At 71.7% G+C, this 18,405-nt stretch carries 14 protein-coding genes; 10 read left to right on the top strand and 4 right to left on the bottom strand.

From position 1 onward, the window contains the following. The first annotated feature begins 6 nt into the window (after positions 1 to 6). Entirely contained in the window at positions 7 to 1,338 is a 1,332-nt protein-coding gene (locus tag A5700_RS06485) for an alpha-amylase family glycosyl hydrolase (protein ID WP_068072480.1), read from the top strand. Here the strand turns inward: A5700_RS06485 and A5700_RS06480 are convergent. Next, positions 1,335 to 1,772, bottom strand: a complete 438-nt coding sequence (locus A5700_RS06480) for a DUF1810 domain-containing protein (protein WP_068072483.1) — start codon at positions 1,770 to 1,772, stop codon at positions 1,335 to 1,337. The two genes, A5700_RS06485 and A5700_RS06480, sit on opposite strands and share 4 nt — an antisense overlap. Before the next feature lie 18 nt (positions 1,773 to 1,790). On the opposite strand from A5700_RS06480, the gene A5700_RS06475 reads away from it, so the two are divergent. The 5 genes from A5700_RS06475 to A5700_RS06455 all read left to right on the top strand — a co-directional run bounded on the left by A5700_RS06475 (position 1,791) and on the right by A5700_RS06455 (position 7,281). Beyond that, positions 1,791 to 3,023 carry an alpha-hydroxy acid oxidase gene (locus A5700_RS06475; RefSeq protein WP_068072486.1) on the top strand — a complete coding sequence of 411 codons (1,233 nt, stop codon included), beginning with the start codon at positions 1,791 to 1,793 and terminating at the stop codon, positions 3,021 to 3,023. Between the two features lie 137 nt (positions 3,024 to 3,160). After that, positions 3,161 to 5,482 carry an endopeptidase La gene (lon, locus tag A5700_RS06470; protein WP_068072489.1) on the top strand — a complete coding sequence of 774 codons (2,322 nt, stop codon included), beginning with the start codon at positions 3,161 to 3,163 and terminating at the stop codon, positions 5,480 to 5,482. 72 nt (positions 5,483 to 5,554) lie between these two features. Next, positions 5,555 to 5,881, top strand: coding sequence for a TfoX/Sxy family protein (locus A5700_RS06465; protein ID WP_068072492.1), 327 nt, complete (start codon positions 5,555 to 5,557; stop codon positions 5,879 to 5,881). A 42-nt stretch (positions 5,882 to 5,923) separates the two neighbouring features. Next, a complete protein-coding gene (locus A5700_RS06460; protein WP_068072495.1) occupies positions 5,924 to 6,559 on the top strand; it encodes an endonuclease in 636 nt (211 codons plus the stop codon). Beyond that, positions 6,556 to 7,281: a DUF72 domain-containing protein gene (locus A5700_RS06455; protein WP_068072498.1), complete on the top strand. Its 726-nt coding sequence runs from the start codon at positions 6,556 to 6,558 to the stop codon at positions 7,279 to 7,281. The genes A5700_RS06460 and A5700_RS06455 overlap by 4 nt, the downstream gene beginning before the upstream one ends. Before the next feature lie 4 nt (positions 7,282 to 7,285). Here the strand turns inward: A5700_RS06455 and A5700_RS06450 are convergent, their stop codons facing one another. The 3 genes from A5700_RS06450 to A5700_RS06440 form a co-directional block, all read right to left on the bottom strand. Then, the gene (locus A5700_RS06450; RefSeq protein WP_068072500.1) at positions 7,286 to 9,373 is read right to left on the bottom strand and encodes a hypothetical protein; all 2,088 of its coding nucleotides are present in this window, start codon (positions 9,371 to 9,373) and stop codon (positions 7,286 to 7,288) included. 110 nt (positions 9,374 to 9,483) lie between these two features. Beyond that, a complete protein-coding gene (locus A5700_RS06445) occupies positions 9,484 to 10,968 on the bottom strand; it encodes an acetyl-CoA acetyltransferase (RefSeq protein ID WP_068204547.1) in 1,485 nt (494 codons plus the stop codon). Positions 10,969 to 11,020: 52 nt separating this feature from the next. Next, positions 11,021 to 13,426: a CoA transferase gene (locus tag A5700_RS06440; protein ID WP_068072505.1), complete on the bottom strand. Its 2,406-nt coding sequence runs from the start codon at positions 13,424 to 13,426 to the stop codon at positions 11,021 to 11,023. A 190-nt stretch (positions 13,427 to 13,616) separates the two neighbouring features. Between A5700_RS06440 and A5700_RS06435 the strand changes: the two genes are divergently transcribed. The 4 genes from A5700_RS06435 to A5700_RS06420 all read left to right on the top strand — a co-directional run. Then, positions 13,617 to 14,537 (top strand): undecaprenyl-diphosphate phosphatase, encoded by a 921-nt coding sequence (locus A5700_RS06435; RefSeq protein WP_068072508.1) that lies wholly within the window; start codon positions 13,617 to 13,619, stop codon positions 14,535 to 14,537. Between the two features lie 62 nt (positions 14,538 to 14,599). Continuing rightward, positions 14,600 to 15,082 (top strand): DUF427 domain-containing protein, encoded by a 483-nt coding sequence (locus A5700_RS06430; protein ID WP_068072511.1) that lies wholly within the window; start codon positions 14,600 to 14,602, stop codon positions 15,080 to 15,082. Between the two features lie 79 nt (positions 15,083 to 15,161). Continuing rightward, a complete protein-coding gene (locus tag A5700_RS06425; protein ID WP_068072514.1) occupies positions 15,162 to 16,010 on the top strand; it encodes an SDR family oxidoreductase in 849 nt (282 codons plus the stop codon). A 46-nt stretch (positions 16,011 to 16,056) separates the two neighbouring features. Next, positions 16,057 to 18,405: phosphoketolase (locus A5700_RS06420; RefSeq protein WP_068204544.1), on the top strand; the 2,349-nt coding region annotated here is incomplete at its 3' end.

The raw sequence follows: 18,405 nt of genomic DNA, 5'->3' as shown, positions 1-18,405 counted from the left end.
CGCGCCGTGACGGGGCTGTCCTGGGTCGACCACGCCATCTGGTGGCACGTCTATCCCCTGGGCTTCGTGGGCGCCTATCCCACGGCGGCGTCGAATGAGCCGCCGCGGCCCGAGGAACACCGGCTGCGGCGGCTCGTCGACTGGCTGGACCACGCCGTCGCGTTGGGCGCCTCCGGCCTGGCGCTGGGCCCGATCTTCGCCTCGCGCACGCACGGATACGACACCACCGATCACTACCGCATTGACCCGCGGCTCGGTGATGACGCGGACTTCGACCACCTGATCGCCGAGGCGCACCGGCGCGGGCTGCGGGTGCTGCTCGACGGGGTGTTCAACCACGTCGGCCAGGACTTCGCCCGCTATCGCGCCGCCGCGGACGTCGCCGCGGCCGATCACGCCGCGGCCGCGCGCTGGTTTCGCGGGCGCCCCGGCCGATTCCACACGTTCGAGGGTCACGACGGCCTGATCACCCTCAACCACGACAACCCCGAAGTCCTCGACTACACCGTGAACGTACTCACCCACTGGCTGCACCGCGGCGCCGACGGGTGGCGCCTCGACGCCGCTTACGCCGTACCACCACGGTTTTGGGCCGCCGCGCTGCCGCGGGCGCGGGAGCGCCACCCCGACGCCTGGTTCGTCGGGGAGTTGATCCACGGCGACTACGCCGCCGCGGTCGAGGCGGCCAAGTTCGACTCGGCAACCCAGTACGAGCTGTGGAAGGCGATCTGGAGCGGTCTGAACGACGGCAATTTCTTCGAGCTCGACTGGGCCCTGCAGCGGCACAACGACTTTCTTCGCCGGTTCGCCCCGCTCACCTTCGTCGGCAACCACGACGTCACCCGCATCGCGAGCCAGCTCGACGACTCCCGCCACCTGGCGCACGCGCTGGTGTTGCTACTCACCGTTGGCGGCGTCCCCAGCATCTACGCCGGCGATGAGTTCGGATTCCGCGCCGTCAAGGAGGAACGGTTCGGTGGCGACGACGCTGTGCGCCCCGAATTCGGCTCTCCCCCACAGCCTTTGGACGCGTTCGGCGCCGAGGTGTGGAGTCTGCACCAATTTCTGATCGGGTTGCGCCGCCGCCACCCGTGGTTGCACCGGGCGTCGACCACCGCGGCGCGCCTGGAAAACCGCCAGTACGTCTACGCCGCGCGCAGCGGCGACGACGCCCTGTTGGTCGCCCTCAACATCGACGACAAGCCGCTGCGGGTCGCGGTGTCGGACTGGGGCGTGGGGCGCGCTGAGGTCCTCGGCGGGTCGGCCGCGCCGCCGCCGGAGGTCGTCGACGCGGTGACGGTGGAACCGCACGGCTGGCGGATCCTGAGCCCGCGCTAGGCACCGCCGAGGCGGGCCACCGTGACGGGATCCTCCTCGCCGCCGTAGTAGCGGTCGAGCACGGCGACGAACGCGTCGTTGTCGTCGGTGGCGCGGGCGAACAGCGTCATCGACGACCGCAGTTTCACGTCGTCGGGCGAACCGAAGATTTCGCCCGCCGTGCGTCCCCGCACCCGGTTCACCAGATCCGTGCATTCGCGCAGCCGCGGCCCCAGCAGGTCGTGGCGCAGGTAGGCGCCGGCTTCCTCCAGCGAGGCGATGCCGTAGCGCACCGCCATCGCGCTGCCGCCCAGGCCGCGCAGCTGTGGGAACACAAACCACATCCAGTGACTGCGTTTTCGGCCATTACGCAGTTCGTCGACGACGTCGTCGTACACGGGTTCCTGCGCCTCGACGAAACGGGCGAGGTCGAAGGGGTCGCCGACGGGATTCATATGACTACGGTGGCACATATGGCGGTCAATCGACGAGTGCCCAGCTTCCACGATCTCGCTCCGCTGATGCAGTTCAAGCGGCCACAGTTCAGCGCGACCAAGCGGCGGCTCGCCAACGCCTTCAGCATCGAGGACTTGCGCCGCATCGCCAAGCGGCGCACGCCCAGGGCGGCGTTCGACTACACGGACGGGGCCGCCGAAGACGAGCTGTCCATCGAGCGTGCCCGACAAGCGTTCCGCGACATCGAATTTCACCCCACGATCCTGCGTGACGTGAGCAGCGTGAGCACCGGCTGGGAGGTGCTCGGGCGGCCCGTCGAGCTGCCCTTCGGGATCGCGCCCACCGGCTTCACCCGGCTGATGCACACCGAGGGCGAGATCGCCGGGGCGCGGGCGGCCGCCGCGGCGGGAATCCCGTTTTCGCTGTCTACTTTGGGCACCTGCGCCATCGAGGACCTGGTGAGCGCTGTTCCCCAGGGCCGCAAGTGGTTTCAGCTGTACATGTGGCGCGACCGGGAGCGCTCGATGGCGCTGGTGCGACGCGCCGCCGACGCGGGTTTCGACACGCTGCTGGCCACGGTCGACGTGCCGGTCTCCGGCGCCCGGTTGCGCGACAACCGCAACGGCATGACCATCCCGCCGACGCTGACGCTGCGCACCGTCTTAGATGCGGTGCCCCACCCGAAGTGGTGGTTCGACCTGCTGACCACCGAGCCGCTGGCGTTCGCGTCGCTGGACCGGTGGCCGGGCACCGTCGCGGAATACCTGAGCACGATGTTCGACCCCAGCCTGACCTTCGACGACCTGGAGTGGATCAAGGCGCAGTGGCCCGGCAAGCTGGTGGTCAAGGGCATTCAGACGCTCGAGGACGCCCGCGCCGTCGTCGAGCGCGGCGTCGACGGCCTCGTGTTGTCCAATCACGGTGGGCGCCAGCTGGATCGGGCCCCGGTGCCGTTCCACCTGCTGCCCGCGGTGGCGCGCGAATTCGGCGCGGACACCGAGATCTTGGTCGACACCGGCATCATGTCGGGCGCCGACATCGTGGCGGCGATCGCGCTCGGGGCGCGCTGCACCCTGGTCGGGCGGGCCTATCTGTACGGGCTGATGGCCGGCGGCGAGGCCGGCGTGACCCGCGCGATCGACATCCTGGCCGAGGGGCTGACCCGCACGATGCGGCTGCTGGGCGTCACCTGCCTCGAGGAGCTCTCGCCCCGGCACGTGACGCAGCTGCGCCGCCTGGGGCCGGGCTAGCCGATCGAGCGTGAAGCCAGTTTCACGTTCGTCGTCGAGCGTGAAGCCAGCTTCACGTTCGGCGAACCGACCCGGCCGCGGGAACAAACCGGCCACCTCCTGGGTTAAGCGCATCAGACTCAACTTTTGGAGGATTGATGGCTGAAGCCAAGTCGGTGCCGGTGCTGTTTGTCACCGACACCATCGTGTTGCCGGGCATGGTCGTGCCGATCGCGCTGGACGACGCCGCTCGGGCGGCGATCGACGCCGCGCAGGCGAGCGACTCCGGGCAGCTGCTCATCGCCCCGCGCCTTCATGACCGCTACCCCACCCACGGGGTGATCGCGAAGATTCTGCAGGTCGGACGCGTGGCCGGCGGCGGCACCGCCGCCGTGGTGCGTGGCGAGCGCCGGGCGCAGATCGGGGCCGGCGCGTCCGGGCCCGGCGCCGCGCTGTGGGTCGAGGTGACCGAGGTGCCCGACGCCGCGACCACCGACGAGATCAAGACGCTGGTGGCCGAGTACAAGAAGCTGCTGCTCGCAATGCTGCAACGGCGCGAGGCGTGGGAGATCATCGACTACGTCAACCGGCTGACCGACCCGTCGGCGCTTGCCGACACCTCCGGGTACGCGTCCTACCTCAGCAACGAGCAGAAGCGGCAGTTGCTGGAGACCGTCGACGTGACCGAGCGGCTGCGGGTGCTGATCGAGTGGACCGCTGACCACCTCGCCGAGGTGGAGGTCAACGACAAGATCGCCGAAGACGTCCGCGAGGGCATGGAGAAGACCCAGAAGGAGTTCCTGCTGCGCCAGCAGCTGGCGGCGATCCGCAAGGAACTCGGGGACGGCGAACCGGACGGGTCCGAGGACTATCGGACCCGCGTCGAGGCCGCCGACCTGCCCGAGAAGGTGCGGGAGGCCGCGCTGCGCGAGGTCGGCAAGCTGGAACGGTCCAGCGACCAAAGCCCGGAGAGCGGCTGGATCCGCACCTGGCTGGACACCGTGCTGGACCTGCCGTGGAACGTCAAAAGCGAAGACTCGACCGACCTGGTGGCCGCGCGGGCGGTGCTGGACGCCGACCACCACGGGCTGGACGACGTCAAGGACCGCATCGTCGAGTACCTGGCCGTGCGCGCCCGCCGGGCGCAGCGCGGGCTGCAGGTCGTCGGCGGTCGCGGCTCCGGCGCGGTGATGGTGCTGGCCGGCCCTCCCGGCGTCGGCAAGACCTCGCTGGGTGAGAGCGTCGCGCGGGCGCTGGGCCGCTCCTTCGTGCGCGTCGCGCTGGGCGGCGTGCGCGACGAGGCGGAGATCCGTGGCCACCGGCGCACCTACGTCGGTGCGTTGCCGGGCCGGATCGTCCGCGCGATCGGCGAGGCGAAATCGATGAACCCCGTCGTGCTGCTGGACGAGATCGACAAGGTGGGCTCCGACTACCGCGGCGACCCGAGCGCGGCGCTGCTCGAGGTGCTGGACCCGGCGCAGAACCACACGTTCCGCGACCACTACCTGGACCTGGACCTGGATCTGTCCGACGTGGTGTTCCTGGCCACCGCCAACGTGATCGAGAACATCCCGTCGGCGCTGTTGGACCGCATGGAACTGGTGACCATCGACGGCTACACCGAGGACGACAAGGTTGCCATCGCCCGCGAGTACCTGCTGCCGCGGCAGCGGGAGCGGGCGGCGCTGACCGAGGACGAAGTGACCCTCACCGACGCCGCGCTGCGCAAGATCGCCGCCGACTACACCCGGGAGCCGGGCGTGCGGCAGTTCGAGCGGCTGCTGGCCAAGGCGCTGCGCAAGGCGACCACCAAGCTGGCGGCCGATCCGGCCCCGCTGACGATCGAAGAGCCCGACCTGGTCGGCTACCTCGGCCGGCCGCGGTTCACGCCGGAGTCTGCCGAACGCACGGCGGTGCCGGGCGTGGCGACGGGCCTGGCAGTGACCGGCCTGGGCGGTGACGTCCTCTACATCGAGGCCGGTGCCACCGACGGCGACGCCGGGTTGCAGCTGACCGGTCAGCTGGGCGATGTCATGAAGGAATCGGCGCAGATCGCCCTGTCCTACGTCCGCTCGCACGCCGAGCAGCTGGGCATTGACACGAGGGCGCTGGACCGGCGCATCCACGTGCACGTGCCCGCGGGCGCGGTGCCCAAGGACGGGCCGTCGGCCGGTGTGACGATGGTGACGGCCCTGGTGTCGATGGCGACCGGGCGGCAGGTCCGCTCCGACGTGGGCATGACCGGCGAAGTCACGCTGAACGGGCGGGTGCTGCCGATCGGCGGGGTGAAGCAGAAGCTGCTGGCCGCGCAACGCGCCGGCCTGTCAACGGTGTTCATCCCGGCGCGCAACGAGCCGGATCTGGACGACGTGCCCGCCGAGGTGCTCGAGGCCCTGACGGTCAAACCGATGACCGACGTCGCCGAGATCGTCGCCCAGGCGCTGGAACCGGCCACCCAAGGTGCGGTCGCCGCCGCCTGATTACCTGTGACAGCGACGTCACATCAGCGCCGAGCGTGACACCGTCGTCACGCTCGGCGTTACCTTTGGCGGATGGCCTACGACGAAGACCTGGCCAACGGCATCCGGGAATGCCTCGCCCGCGAGGGCGGGGTCGTGGAGAAACGGATGTTCGGCGGCCTGGCGTTCCTCGTCAACGGCAACATGGCGGTGGCCGCGAGCGGCCGGGGCGGGTTGCTGGTCCGGGTGGGCGACGCCGACACACTGCTGCGGCGTCCGCACGTGACCCCGATGGTGATGGCGGGCCGCGAGATGCGCGGCTGGCTTCATGTCGACGCAGCCGCCCTGCGCACCCACCGCCAACTGCAGGGCTGGGTGCGCCGCGGCACCGACTACGCGCGGGGCCTGCCGCCCAAGTGAGCGCGCGGTTTGCTGGCACAGGGTGCGGGTACGCGAGGCGGTATGGCTAAGCCGCAACAGGTGGCGTGTCGGCTGCTCGACGTCGCCGGGACGACGTACGCGGCCGAGGCGCGAATCACGACCCGCGACAAGCCGATGCCGTTGTTCCAGCTGCTGGTGCTGTGCATGCTGGCCAGCAAGCCGATCGACGCGGCCATCGCGACGAGCGCCGCCCGGGAGCTGTTCAGGGCCGGCCTGCGCACCCCGAAGGCGGTGCTGGCCGCCGAGCGCGGGGCCGTAATCGACGCGTTCGGGCGCGCGCACTACGTCCGCTATGACGAAAGCTCGGCGACCCGCCTGACCGCCATGGCCGAGCGGGTGAACGCCGAGTACTCCGGCGACCTGCGCGGCCTGGCCGAGCGCAGCGGGGGCGACGCCGGTACCGCAAAGCGGTTCCTGAAGGCGTTCAAGGGAATCGGCGACACGGGCGCCGACATCTACCTGCGGGAAGTGCAGGACGTGTGGACCTGGGTGCGGCCCTACTTCGACGACCGCGCCACCGCCGCGGCCGGGCAACTGGGCCTGCCCACCAGCCCGGCCAAGCTGAGTTCGCTTGCCCCGCAGGATAATGCGCGCCTGGCCGCCGCATTGGTCCGGGCGTCGCTGGACGACGACGTGCGTCGGCGGGTGACCGGTTGACCGTCCGCATCGGCACCTCCGGGTGGTCCTACAACCACTGGGCCGGCGTCCTGTACCCCACCGGGACACCGGCCGGGCGCCGGCTGGCGCGCTACGTCGAGGTTTTCGACACCGTCGAGCTCAACGCCAGCTTCTACCGCTGGCCCAAGGACGCCACGTTCGCGGGCTGGCGCGAGCAGCTGCCGCCCGGGTTCACCATGTCGGTCAAAGCACACCGCGGGCTGACCCACTACCGCCGGCTGGCCTCGCCCGAGCCGTGGATCGAGCGCTTCGAAAGCTGTTGGCGCACATTGGGAGATCGCCACGGTGTGTTGCTGGTGCAGCTGCACCCCGAGCAACAGCGCGACGACGAGCGTCTGGACTCCTTCCTGAGCAGCATGCCCGCCGAGATCCGGGTGGCCGTCGAGCTGCGCCACCCGTCGTGGAACGACCCCGCCGTGTTCGAGGTGCTGGAACGCCGCCGCGCCGCCTATGTGGTGATGAGCGGCGCGGGGCTGCCGTGCATCCCGCGCGCCACCACCGACCTGGTGTACGTGCGGATGCACGGTCCCGATCCGGACGCCATGTACGAGGGCTCCTACCCGGACTCCGACCTGGGGCGGTGGGCCGGCCTGATCGCCGACTGGGGCGCCGCCGGCAAGGACGTGTGGATGTATTTCAACAACGACCTTGGCGGCCACGCGGTGCGCAACGCGTTGCGGCTGCGCGAGCTGCTGGCCTGAGCGCTCAGCCCGCGGCGCCGTCGGCGACCGGCGTCCACGCCCCGTCGACGACCTCGGGTGGACGCTGGGCCTGCAGGCGGTCCCGCTCGGCGCGGCGGCGTTTGACGCGCAACCGGGCGTCGGCGGGCGTGCTGACGAGCTCGTCGCAGGTGAGGTAGTACACATCGTCGACGGCGTCGGCGGTGTCGGCCGCGACTCGGCGGGTCCCCAACTCGCGCAACGTCGTTCGCAGTTCGTGGGTGAAACGCAGCGTGGCGTCGTAGGCCAGCTCCCGCGAGCCGCGGGCAGGGTCGACGGCCCGCGCGGGCCCGGGAGTCGGCGCGTCCGCTTCGGCGGCGGCCGCCGCCAGCAGCAGCGTCGGGTCGTCGGCGAAGGTCGCGGCGGCCAGCTCCGCCTCGCCCGGTCCTCGATGCCGCAGCCGGTCCACGGCGGCGTCCATGGCGGCGACGGTCCGCGGGGATAGCGCACGAAGGCTGGCCACGTTGCCCTGGCGGGCCAGGGCGCACAGCGCCGGGTCGGCGCGCAACAGCGCCGCCAACTCGGCGAGTTCGCCGGCGACCAGGGACGTGTCGGTGATCATCCCGATACCGGGGACCGTGCCGGCACCCCTCGAGCGCTGCGCCGCCGCGGTGACGCCGGTGTCGATCAGCCACAGCGCGGTCAGGATCCAACCTTGGTGAATGCGGTCGCGCAGCAACCGGATTCGCACCTCGAGGCCGGCGTCGGGCAGGGTCGTCAGCGAGGTCGCGTCGAGGTGCTCGGCGGTCGCGGCGGCGACGTAGTCGCGGGTGTCGCGCCGGAGGTGGCGCAGCAGCGCGACGGAGCGCCCGGCGGCGACCGCCTTGGCGACCGATCCCCGCGCGCCCCCGGCCAGCGGCGGATCCCCGAACGGCAGCGGGTCGCCGACCTGCGGCTGCCCGACGAGCGCGTCACGGGTGAGCGCGTCTTGGTCCCAGCCCGGCAGCTGGGCGGCCGCGACGATGTTCACGGACACCCCGACGTAGGGGCGGTGGCCGAACACCGCGACGGCCCGGCTCGCCCACTCCCGGTCGACCTCCCCGCCGAGGGCCAGGATGCGACCCAGCACGCCGGCCGCGGTGCGCAGCCCGCTCATCTGCACGTCCAGCGTGATCGGGGTGAGCGGGCCCGGCAGCGCCTCGGCGAGGCCGGCGCCGCTGAACACCGGGAACCGGGGGTCGATGCGGTCGTCGAACTCGCCGTCGACCCCTTCGGGCGCGGCGCCGCGCACCCGCTGCGATGGGCGCGGGCGCGGCTGCACCTCCACGGGCAGCGGGAATTGGCCGCCGCGGTTGGTCGCGCCCGCGGCGCCCAGGCGCCGGCCCACCAGCCCCCGGGCGGTGTCGGCGACCGCGTCCAGCGCGTGCCAGCCGAACTCGAACGACCAATCCTCTTGTACCTGAGCGACATTCATGTAGGGGAACAGCGTCGCCCAGCCGCGGACTCGCTGCGCCCGCGACCGTGGGTCCGCCGCGCGCAGCAGCCGCCAGGCGGTCACCATGTTGACGGTGTCGGGGGTGGCCAGGTCCACCACGCCGGTCCGGTCGGTGTCGACCGCGGCGACCAGGAACCGCATGAGATCCTCGAGGTGCAGGACGCGCAAGGGCCTCTCGGTGACCTTGGCCCGCAACACCGTGGCCGCCGTGCGGCACACCGTCCAGTCGAGTTGGCGCCCCACCGGCGGCGCGCTACGGACGATCAGGCTGGGCCCCCAGCTGCCGACGACCAGCTCCTCGGCCGGCCCGTACAGGTCCGGCCGGCCCGCGGCCTGCGACACGACCAGCAGCCGGGCGCCGGCGCGGGCGGCGGCGTCGGTGACCCGCGCCAGGCCGTCGACGTCGGCGCCGCCGGGCGCGCTGGGGTCGACCGGCGCCAGGTGCAGGACCGCGTCGGCCTGCGCGGTGAGCTCGTAGAGCACCGGCTCACGGAGCGACGCGCAAACAAGCTCGACGTTGCCGTGCAAACACGGATGCGGGAGTTCAGCAATGCCGGTGACGGAGTGGCCGGCAGCGATCAGCTGCGCGGACACCAGCCGCCCGAGCGCTCCGGTGGCGTCGGTAACCAGGATCTGCACCCGGGCCCACCTCCCCCAACATCCGCCTAAACCATAGGCAGGCCGCTAGCACCTACGCGACCGTTACCCCGCTCGCGGCCCTGACGAGCTGGTGTGTGGCGCCGGTTGGATTACTGCAGAATGGCGCCGCCGTCGGCGCTGACGGCAACCTTGGCGCCCGCGATATCGTCGCGCACCGACGCGCGCACCGCGGCGTCGTCGGTGAGGACGGCCAGCGCGCGCGACCCGTCGGGTGTGCGCACTGCCAGGAAAGCCTTCTCTGGATTGCCGTCCCGGTCAAACGGGGTGGTCCAGGCCTCGACGGTGCCGACGCCCTCCCACTCGACGGCCGCCTCGCGGGTGGGTTCGGCGGCGACGGCGGGCTGCACGTCCTCCCAGCGGAACCGCGCCGGCGGCTCGGTGCTGTAGACGCCGAAGCTGTGTTTGGTCAGATAGCCGCCGTTGGCGGTGATCAGTCCGCGCCGGCCCGGGTTGGCCACCAGCAACTCCGCCATGGTCGCGATGGAGTGCATGACATAATTGCTCCACGGACCACCGGCGAACGTCAACCCGCCCGTGACCGTCAGCGGCCGTGCCGGGTCGTCGGCGGCCAGCCCCAGTTCGGCCGCCGCCACCTGCACCGCCGAAGGGAAGCACGAATACAGGTCGACGTAGTCGACGTCGTCGATGCCCACACCGGCCAGCTCCAGCGCCCGCGCGCCCCCGATGCGGATCGCCGGCGACCGATGCAGTTCGGCGCGCTCGGCGACCGACGGGGTGTCGTGCGCGTCGGTGCCCGCGTGCGGAAACACCCACCGTTCGGCGGGGACGCCCAGCCGGGTCGCCTGCTCGACCGACGCCAGGACCAGCGCGGCGCCCTGGTCGACCATGTTGTTGGAGTTCATCAGCTTGGTGTACGGCCAGCTGATCATCCGGTTCACCGGGCCGGGATGGCTGATCTCCTGGGCGGTCGATGGCGTGCGGATCCAGGCGTGCGGGTTGTCGACCGCGACCGCGTTGAACCGCGCCCACAGCTGCCCGATGCGGTCGAGGTGCGCCTCGACCGACTCGCCGTTGGCGATCCGCAGCGCCTGCTCGAACAGCGGATAGACGTAGGCCGGCCGGTCGAGCCGGATCCTGATCTCCGCCTCCCCGGCCATCGGGACGTCGGCGCCGGCGATCGCCGCCATCGGCACCGAGGGGTCCTGCTCGGTCCAGGTGAGCTTGCCGCCCCGGCCGCGCAGGGCGCGGCGGGTGCGCCAGGTCTCGGCGCCGGCCAGCAGCACCACCCCGGCCCGGCCGCTTTGGATGTCGAGGCAGGCGTGGTTGAGCAGCGACTGCGGGACGTTGCCGCCGACGGGGCTGTACAGCGTGCCGAAACCGGAGGCCCCGATGCGCTGGCCCAGCAGCAGGCCGGGATCCCGATACTGCGCCGACAGGATGTTCACCACCCGGATGGAGTCGACCGCGTCGATGACCGCCGCGTCGGCGGCCGCGCGGGCCGCGGCGACCATGAGGTCCATGGGCTCGACGGTGGGCCCGTCGGGGTCGATCTCGCCGCGATGGTTGACCTGGCCGTAGCCGATCAGCACCGGTGTCTTGGGGTCGACGGTCATGCGACGAATTTAGCGAAGCTATGAATTGGTCCCGGGAACGGGCCGCCCCGCGTCAGGCGTGGGGGGTCGGCCCGAACAGCACCCGCGCCTCGCGCAGCTGCTCGACCTGGGCGGGGCTCATGCCCAGCAGCGTCCGGCAGATCTCGACGGTGTCCTGGCCGGGCAGCGGCGCCGGGCGTTGCGGCGCCGGCGGGATGTGGTGGAACGGGGCGGGGCCGGTTTCGGCCGGCAGCGGGTGCCCGATCAGCGGATGCACCATGGGGCTGTACACCTTGCGCGCGGTCAGCTGCGGGTCCTCGAGGATGTCGGGTGGGCGGTTCATCGGCCCCGCGGCGATCCCGGCCGCCTGCAGGATCTCGGCGACCCGCGCGGGAGTGCGGGTCCGGGTCCAGGCCGAGACGAGGTCCATCAGCTCACGACGGTGATCCTGCCGCGCCTCGCCGGTGGCGAAGCGCGGGTCGTCCGCCCACGCCGAGTGGTCGAGCACCCACGCGGCGCGGCGCCAGTCGTCGTCGGAGGTGATCGAGATGACGCACCACTCGTCGTCGCCGGCGCACGGGTAGACCGCGTGCAGGCTGGTGTCGTCGCGGACCTGCGCGACGCCCGCGGCGAGCGCCGCCTGCGTGACGTAGAGCGTGTCGAGCTGGTTGACGACGGCTTCGGCCTGCGAGATGTGGACGTGGGAGCCCCTGCCGGTGCGGTTGCGGTGGATGAGCGCCGCGAGCGCCGCGACGGCCGTCACCCGCCCCACGACGTGATCGGGGAAGATCGTGGTCGCGTCATAGAACGCGTGCCTGCCCGAGTCCGTCTCCTGCGCGTCGTCGGATGTCCAGAGCCGGGTGACGCCGGTGGTGGCGCGCACCAGCGGGCCGTAACCCATGCGGGTGCTCCACGGACCGGTGTCGCCGAACGCGCTGCTCTCGGCGAGCACGATGCGCGGGTTGATCGCGCGCAGCGCGTCGTAGGAGAAGCCCAGCGCCGTCAGCGTTCCCGGTTTGAAGTTGGCGAAGACGGCGTCGGCGTCGGCGACCAGCCGGCGGAACAGCTCGTTGCCCTGCTCGCTGCGCAGATCCAGGCCGAGCCCGAGGTTGTTGCGCCGGGTCCAGGCGAAGGACTCGCTGATGGCCTCACCGGCGCGGGCCTGCCGGAGCCCGTCCGGGTAGTCGGCGCTCTCGATCTTGATCACCTGGGCGCCCAGGTCGCCGAACAGCCGGCTGAGCTCACCGCCGGCGACGATGATGCCCAGGTCGAGGATCCGCAGGCCGGCGAACGGGTAGTCGCCGAGGCGGCCCCCCGGTGACGGCACCACCGACGGGTTGCCCCGCCAGAACGGTTCGTCGCGCCCCGCGGCCGGTGCGGGGGTGCGGAAGCCGGCGCGGCGCCCGTCGACCACGAAGTAGCCGGTCGGCACGCTGGTGCGCGCCCCGGCGGCCAGCTCCGCGTCGGTGGTGGCGCCCACCTCCTGGAAGTGGTCGGACGCCAGGATCTGCGCGGGCGTCAACACCGCGGCGATCGGCACCCCGTGCGCCTGCCCCGCCGTCACCAACTCCTTCATGGTCTGCGGGCCGAACATCTCCTGGATCAGCACGCTGATCTGCGGCCAGGCCGCGAAGCGCGCGCCGATCACGTCGTACTTGGGGTCCTGGAACTCTTCGGGCTCCCCCAGCCAGCGGCGCAGGCCCCGCCACTGCCGGGGCGCCATCACGCACAGCCGGACATGGCCGTCGCGACACGGATAGATCGGGTAGGCGTCCTGGTTCTTCGGGCGGCCCCGCCACCGCTCGCCGCTGCGGATCCCGGCCGCCGCCTGGCCGTGGGCGCCGAACGCCGGGTCGAGCGCCATCACGACCGCGTCGAACCAGGAGAAGTCGATGTATTCGCCGGTGCCGCACCGCAGCCGGTTGTAGTACGCGGCGAGCGCGGCCCACGCCGCCTGCACCGACGCGGTCGCCGACGCGATGCCGTCGGGCGGCAGGACCGGGGTGCCGGTGGTGGGGCCGGACCGCGACAGCGCGCCGCACATCGCGTACAGCACCGGGTCGGTGGCCCGCCACGACGACCGCGGACCCGCGGCCCCGAAGTAGGTGATGGACAGCACCACCAGGTGCGGGTAGCGGGCCGCCAGCTCGGCGCCGGAGGTGCCGAACATGGCGCCCTGCTCGTCGAAGCCCGTGTCGATGACGATGTCGGATTCGGCGGCCAGGTCGTGGAAGCGGTCGCAATCGTCGTCGTCGAAGGGGTCGAGCACCGCGCAGCGCTTGTTGGCGTTGTGCACGGCGAACGGGATGCTGGCCCGGCCCAGGGCGGGTAGCGCGTCACGCCCCGCGCTGCCGCCCGGCGGTTCGATCTTGAGGACGTCGGCGCCCAGGTCGGCGAACAGGCGGGTCACCGCGTCGGCGACGCCGCTCGACAAGTCGAGCACCCGCACGGCATCGAGTAACCCGTCGGCCATTCGCACACCGTACCTGCCCCCGACGCGCCCGACGCGGTGCGCCGTCTTGCGCGGCGGACCGCCCCGGCGTCGGCCCAAAAGGCCTGTCGCCAACCGGATTCGGCCCGCCGGGGCGCGCCTGCGGCACCCGGTGAGGGGTGCGGTGGGCTATCGTCACAGGCCGATCCGCCCAGACCGTCGATGGAGGCACCGAGTCATGAGCGCGCACTTGAGCTACGTCGAGGCGGTGGTGGTCGGGGCGTTTCAGGGGGTCACCGAGTTGTTCCCGGTGTCGAGCCTGGGGCACGCGGTGCTGGTGCCGGCGCTGGTCGGCGGGCGGTGGGCGGCCGACCTGAGCGTGTCCGCGCCCAAGTCGCCGTACCTGGCGTTCATCGTGGGCCTGCACGTCGCGACGGCGGCCGCGTTGTTGGTGTTCTTCTGGCGGGACTGGGTGCGCATCCTGTCCGGCTTCGTCTCGTCGGTGCGGCACCGCCGCGTGCAGAACGCGGACGAGCGGTTGGCGTGGCTGATCGTGGCGGGCACCATCCCGGTGGGGCTCGCCGGGCTGCTGCTGGAACAGCTGTTTCGCACGACTCTGGGCAAGCCCGTGCCCGCCGCGGCGTTCCTGCTGGTCAACGGGGTCGCCCTGTACGTGGGTGAGGTGCTGCGGCGCCGCGTCGCGCCGGCCGCCGAGCCCGCCGCGCGCCCGGCCGGCGAGCCGTCGGACGACGCCGGGGAGGCCGCCGATCACCGGCTCGCCGAGCTGCCGCTGCGGCGCGGTGTGCTGATCGGCGCCGCGCAGATCCTTGCGCTGCTGCCCGGCATCAGCCGATCCGGCATCACCATCGTGGCCGGCCTGTGGCGGGGCCTGTCGCACGAGGACGCCGCCCGCTTCTCCTTCCTGCTCGCGACGCCGATCATCCTGGCCGCCGGGGTGTACAAGATCCCGGAGCTGTTCGGGCCGCTCAGCCAGGGCATCCAGGGTCAGGTGCTGGCCGGCAGCGTCGCCTCGTTCGTCTGCGCCTACCTGGCGGTGCGGTTCCTCACCCGCTACTTCGAGACGCGCACGCTGACGCCGTTCGCGATCTATTGCGCGCTGGCCGGCGGGGGCAGCCTGGCGTGGCTGCTGCTGCGCTGATTCGCCGCTACGCTCGGGCCGACGGGGGGCGGCACCGCGACGACCAGCCAGGGAGACGACAGATGAGCGAATCCGGGCCCCGGCGCGAGTCGGTGTGGGACTACCCCCGGCCACCGCGCGTCGAGCCGTTCGCGGGTTCCCTCACCGTCGAGCTGGGGGGTGAGGTCGTCGCCCGCGCTTCTCGTGCCTGGCGGGTGCTCGAAACCAGCCATCCGCCGACCTACTATCTGCCTCGCGAAGCGTTCGCCGAGGGCGGCCTGCGCCCGGCGTCCGGGAATTCCTGGTGCGAGTGGAAAGGCCGGGCCGCCTACTACGACCTGATCGGCGGCGGCCAGGTCGCGCGCAAGTGCGCCTGGAGCTATCCGGAGCCGACGCCGGGTTTCGCCGCGATCGCCGGTGCGGTCGCGGTCATGGCCGGCGCCGTCGATCGGTGCACCGTTAACGGGGAGGTCGTCGTACCGCAGCCCGGGGGCTTCTACGGCGGTTGGATCACCAGCTGGATCAGCGGCCCATTCAAAGGCGGCCCCGGTTCGGCGGGGTGGTGATCGCGCCGCCGCGCGCCGCCCGGGCAGGGCATTGCGCGCCCGGGCCCCGAGTGCTGTGCTTGTCACCGGAAGGGGCGACATGGCGGACACGGAATCCCTCGCGGTCAAGGTGGGCGGCAAGGTCGTCGTCATCACCGGCGGCGCCCGGGGCATCGGCCTGGCCACCGCGACGGCGCTGCACGGCCTGGGCGCGAAGGTTGCCATCGGCGACGTCGACGAGGTGAAGGTCAAGGAGGCCGGCGCGGACCTCGGCCTCGACGTCTACGGGCGGCTCGACGTCACCGACCCCCAGTCGTTCGCGGACTTCTTGGACGGCGTCGAGCGGCAACTCGGGCCGGTCGACGTGCTGGTCAACAACGCCGGCATCATGCCGCTGGGCCGCGTCGTCGACGAGCCCGACGCCGTCACGCGGCGGATCCTCGACATCAACGTCTACGGCGTCATCCTGGGCAGCAAGCTCGCGGCGCAACGCATGCTCCCGCGCGGCGCGGGCCACGTCATCAACGTCGCCTCCCTCGCGGGCGAGACCTACCTGGCGGGGGCGGCGACCTACTGCGCCAGCAAGCACGCGGTCATCGGCTTCACCGACGCCGCCCGGATCGAATACCGCACGACCGGTGTGAAGTTCTCCGCGGTCCTGCCGACGTTCGTCAACACCGAGCTGACCGCCGGCACCTCCGGCGCCAAGGGCATCAAGAACGCCGAACCGGCCGACATCGCCGACGCCATCGTGCGGCTGATCGCCCATCCCCGGCCGCGGGTGCGGGTAACGAAAACCGCCGGCGCCCTCATCGTGTCGCAGAAATACCTGCCGCGTGCCGTGTCCGAGGGAATGAACCGGCTGCTCGGCGGCGACCACGTCTTCACCGACGACGTCGACGTGGCGAAGCGGCGCGCCTACGAGGCGCGGGCGCGCGGCGAAGAGTGACCTTTGAACCTGGCGGCGCGCAGCGACGCCTTGGACAATTGGCGCGGTGAGCCTTGAGACGAGCGTAGGAAAGTCCACCACCCTTGCCGACGACGAGCTGGACCTGATCGACGCCTACTGGCGTGCCGCGAACTATCTGTCCGTCGGACAGATCTACCTGCTCGACAACCCGCTGCTCACCGAGCCGCTGGCCGTCGAGCACGTCAAGCCGCGGCTGCTCGGGCATTGGGGCACCACGCCCGGGCTCAACCTGATCTACGCGCACCTGAACCGGGTCATCCGCGACCGCGACGCCAACGTCATCTACGTCACCGGCCCCGGCCACGGCGGCCCCGGCCTGGTGGCCAACGCCTACCTCGAGGGCACCTACAGCGAGGTCTACACCGGAATCGAGGAGGACACCGAGGGGCTGCGCAAGCTGTTCCGGCAGTTCTCCTTCCCCGGCGGCATCCCCAGCCACGTCGCCGCCCAGACACCCGGGTCCATCCACGAGGGCGGTGAGCTCGGCTACGCGCTGGTGCACGCCTACGGCGCGGCGTTCGACAATCCCGACCTGGTGGTGGCCTGCGTGGTGGGTGACGGTGAGGCCGAGACCGGGCCGCTCGCGGCCAGCTGGCACTCGAACAAGTTCCTCAACCCGGTGACCGACGGCGCCGTGCTGCCGATCCTGGCGCTCAACGGCTACAAGATCGCCAACCCGACCGTCCTCGCGCGGATCCCACACGTCGAGCTGGAGGCGCTGCTGCGCGGCTACGGTTATCGGCCGATCACCGTCGCCGGTGACGACCCGACCGACGTGCACCGGCAGCTGGCCGCCGCGCTCGACGACGCCTTCGACGACATCGCCGCCATCCAGCGCGCCGCGCGCGCCGGCGACCACCCGCAACGGCCGGTCTGGCCGATGATCGTGCTGCGCACGCCCAAGGGCTGGACCGGCCCGAAGGAGGTCGACGGCAAGAAGGTGGAGGGCACCTGGCGGGCGCACCAGGTGCCGCTGTCGGAGACGCACGACAACCCGAAGCACCGCGCGCAGCTGCAGGACTGGCTGCGCAGCTACCGGCCCGAGGAACTGTTCGACGGTGACGGCGCCCTGCGGCCCGAGTTGCGGGCGCTGGCGCCGACCGGCGATCGCCGGATGAGCGCCAATCCGCACGCCAACGGCGGCCTGTTGTTGCACGACCTCGAGCTGCCCGACTTCCGCGACTACGCGGTGCAGGTGGACCGCCCGGCGGCCGTCACCCACGAGGCCACCCGCGTCCTGGGCGCCTTCCTGCGCGACGTGATCGCCCGCAACCCCGACCGGTTCCGGCTGATGGGCCCCGACGAGACCGCCTCCAACCGGCTGGACGCGGTGTTCGGGTCGACCGCCAAGGCGTGGATGTCGGAGATCGGCCCCGACGACGAGAATCTGGCGCCCGACGGCCGGGTCATGGAGGTGCTCTCCGAGCACCTCTGCCAGGGCTGGCTGGAGGGCTACCTGCTGACCGGGCGGCACGGGCTGTTCAACTGCTACGAGGCGTTCGTGCACATCGTCGACTCGATGCTCAACCAGCACGCGAAATGGCTGGGCACCAGCCGGGAGCTGCCGTGGCGGCGGCCCATCGCGTCGCTGAACTACCTGCTGACCTCCCACGTGTGGCGCCAGGACCACAACGGCGCCTCGCACCAGGACCCGGGGTTCATCGACCTGGTCGCCAACAAGCGGGCGGAGCTGACGCGGGTGTACCTGCCGCCGGACGGCAACACCCTGCTGTCGGTGGCCGACCACTGCCTGCGCAGCCGCGACTACATCAACGTCATCGTCGCGGGCAAGCAGCCCGCGCTGGCCTACCTGGACATGGACGAGGCGATCGCCCACTGCGCGCGCGGCCTGGGCATCTGGCAGTGGGCCAGCACCGCCACCGCGGAGCCCGACGTGGTGCTGGCCTGCGCCGGCGACGTCCCGACGCTCGAGACGCTGGCCGCCGCGGCGCTCCTGCGCCGCGAGCTGCCCGACTTGGCGGTCCGCGTGGTCAACGTCGTCGACCTGATGCGGCTGCTGCCCGACTCCGAACACCCGCACGGCCTGCCGGACCGCGAATTCGACGCGCTGTTCACCCGCGACAGGCCGGTCATCTTCGCCTATCACGGTTACCCCTGGCTGATCCACCGGCTGACCTACGCCCGCACCAACCACGGGCACCTGCACGTGCGGGGCTTCAAGGAGCGGGGCACCACAACGACGCCGTTCGACATGGTGATGCTCAACGACCTGGACCGCTTCCACCTCGTCATGGACGTCATCGATCGGGTGGACGGCTTGGCGAGCAGGGCCGCGGTGCTGCGGCAGCGGATGGTCGACGCCCGCCTCGACGCGCGGCGCTACACCCGGGAGCACGGCGAGGACGACCCGGCC

The organism is Mycobacterium sp. E1214 (assembly GCF_001666755.1).
GTDB lineage: Bacteria > Actinomycetota > Actinomycetes > Mycobacteriales > Mycobacteriaceae > Mycobacterium.
This window is presented reverse-complemented; position numbering and strand designations above follow the sequence as displayed.

Bases quoted from the DNA above. Each gene is read 5' to 3' on its own strand.
- A5700_RS06480 (WP_068072483.1), bottom strand. From the start codon at position 1,772: ATGAATCCCGTCGGCGACCCCTTCGACCTCGCCCGTTTCGTCGAGGCG.
- A5700_RS06475 (WP_068072486.1), top strand. From the start codon at position 1,791: ATGGCGGTCAATCGACGAGTGCCCAGCTTCCACGATCTCGCTCCGCTG.
- lon (WP_068072489.1), top strand. From the start codon at position 3,161: ATGGCTGAAGCCAAGTCGGTGCCGGTGCTGTTTGTCACCGACACCATC.
- A5700_RS06465 (WP_068072492.1), top strand. From the start codon at position 5,555: ATGGCCTACGACGAAGACCTGGCCAACGGCATCCGGGAATGCCTCGCC.
- A5700_RS06460 (WP_068072495.1), top strand. From the start codon at position 5,924: ATGGCTAAGCCGCAACAGGTGGCGTGTCGGCTGCTCGACGTCGCCGGG.
- A5700_RS06445 (WP_068204547.1), bottom strand. From the start codon at position 10,968: ATGACCGTCGACCCCAAGACACCGGTGCTGATCGGCTACGGCCAGGTC.
- A5700_RS06435 (WP_068072508.1), top strand. From the start codon at position 13,617: ATGAGCGCGCACTTGAGCTACGTCGAGGCGGTGGTGGTCGGGGCGTTT.
- A5700_RS06430 (WP_068072511.1), top strand. From the start codon at position 14,600: ATGAGCGAATCCGGGCCCCGGCGCGAGTCGGTGTGGGACTACCCCCGG.
- A5700_RS06425 (WP_068072514.1), top strand. From the start codon at position 15,162: ATGGCGGACACGGAATCCCTCGCGGTCAAGGTGGGCGGCAAGGTCGTC.